We start from the raw sequence: 1,505 nt of genomic DNA on the forward strand, positions 1-1,505 counted from the left end.
GCCGATCAGGAACAACGCCCCGCCGGCCGCACGGATGATGTAGAAGGGATGCATCGCCTCGACGGTCTCGATGAAGGAATATTCGAGGAAGCCGAGCGAAGTGTAGGCGCGCCACATCAGGCCCTGGAGGATGCCGGACACCCACATCGCCGAGATGTAGAGGACGATGCCGAGCGTAGCGATCCAGAAGTGCCAGTTGACGAGCTTCAGGCTGTACAGTTGCTTGCGATTCCAAGCCCACGGCACCAGGCAGTAGAGCGCGCCGAAGGAGACGAAGCCGACCCAGCCGAGCGCGCCGGAGTGCACGTGGCCGATGGTCCAGTCGGTGTAGTGGCTGAGCGAGTTGACCACCTTGATCGACATCATCGGACCTTCGAAGGTCGACATGCCGTAGAAGGCGACGGAGACCACGAGCATGCGCAGCACGGGATCGGTGCGCAGCTTGTCCCATGCGCCCGACAGCGTCATCAGGCCGTTGATCATGCCGCCCCAGGAGGGCATCCACAGCATGATCGAGAAGGTCATGCCGAGCGTCTGCGTCCAGTCCGGCAGAGCCGTGTAGTGCAGGTGATGCGGACCGGCCCAGATGTAGAGGAAGATCAGCGCCCAGAAATGGATGATCGACAGACGGTAGGAATAGATCGGCCGCTCGGCGCGCTTCGGGATGAAGTAGTACATGATGGCGAGGAAGCCGGCGGTCAGGAAGAAGCCGACCGCGTTATGGCCGTACCACCACTGGAACATCGCATCCTGGATGCCGCCCCAGGCGATATAGGACTTCGAGCCGAACACCGAGACCGGAAGCGCCGGATTGTTGCCGAGATGCAGGACGGCAATCGTCACGATGAAGGCAAGATAGAACCAGTTCGCGACGAAGATGTGCGGTTCCTTGCGCTTGATGATGGTGGCGAGAAAGACGAGCAGATAAGTGACCCAGACGATGGTCAGCCAGAGATCGGCGTACCATTCCGGCTCGACATATTCCTTCGACTGGGTGACGCCGAGCAGATAGCCGGTGCCGGCGACCAAAATGAAGAAGTTGTAGCCGACCACGACGAACCAGGGCGCGAGATCGCCGGCCAGGCGCACGCGGCAGCTCTTCTGTACGACGTAGAAGGAGGTCGCGAGCAGGACGTTGCCGCCGAAGGCGAAGATCACCGCGGAAGTGTGCAGCGGACGCAGACGGCCGAAGGTGGTCCAGGGCAGATCGAAATTCAGTGCGGGCCACGCCAGTTGCGAGGCGATGAGGAGGCCGACGAGGAAGCCGGCGATGCCCCAGAACATCGCCAAGAAGGAGGAGAACTTGATCGGCCCCATATTGTAGTTGGGGCGGCCGTTGATTTCCGCAGGCGGAAGCGCCGCCGGGCGGTCGTAGTAGCGGTTGACGATGCAGAACACCGCAGCCAGGCTCGCCGCCGCACTGAGCGCAGCGTGGAAGGCGAACGGCGCATCGAGCGCCTTGGCCGCGGCAATCACGCAGAGGAAAGCGGTGACCGCGAACAACG

1 protein-coding gene is annotated in these 1,505 nt (G+C 62.1%); it reads right to left on the minus strand.

Annotated features, from left to right (window positions below; translation table 11 throughout):
• Window positions 1-1,503, minus strand: a 1,503-nt coding sequence (gene ccoN, locus IVA82_RS47710) for a cytochrome-c oxidase, cbb3-type subunit I (RefSeq protein ID WP_247494015.1), incomplete at its 3' end; no start/stop codon positions are given.
• Window positions 1,504-1,505 lie beyond the last annotated feature (2 nt).

Source organism: Bradyrhizobium sp. 142 (genome assembly GCF_023074015.1).
Lineage (GTDB): Bacteria > Pseudomonadota > Alphaproteobacteria > Rhizobiales > Xanthobacteraceae > Bradyrhizobium.